This window comes from Lactococcus sp. EKM203L, assembly GCF_011800585.1.
In the GTDB taxonomy this organism is placed as follows: domain Bacteria; phylum Bacillota; class Bacilli; order Lactobacillales; family Streptococcaceae; genus Lactococcus; species Lactococcus lactis.
In genome coordinates this window covers 1-273 of record NZ_JAALEQ010000064.1, presented here as the reverse complement: position 1 = coordinate 273, position 273 = coordinate 1, and the positions used below count along the sequence as shown (strand labels likewise).

At 32.2% G+C, this 273-nt stretch carries 1 pseudogene; it reads right to left on the bottom strand.

Annotated features, from left to right (window positions below):
* Nucleotides 1-165: 165 nt before the first annotated feature.
* A pseudogene (locus HFD15_RS14105) lies at nucleotides 166-273 on the bottom strand (bacteriocin); the annotation flags it as partial.

The window sequence follows — 273 nt, the reverse complement described above, 5'->3', positions numbered from 1 at the left end:
TCAGCGTTAAACCAATTTATTGTTCCTTTATTCATATAATACATCCTTTCGCATCATCTGTAAATCCTATTTTGCGAAAAAGTGCATTCCTAAAACATTTAAACTCGAGACAAAACCTACCTCTTAATAGTAACACCTATTCTTACCAAAGTCAAATTGGTCTATTTAAAACTTATTGATCTTCTTATGATTCCCAAGATTTTCATGAGGATTTGCTTTAGCAAGTGTCAAGGTTTCTCTATCCACAACTCTGACATCATGGTTTTCTAATTC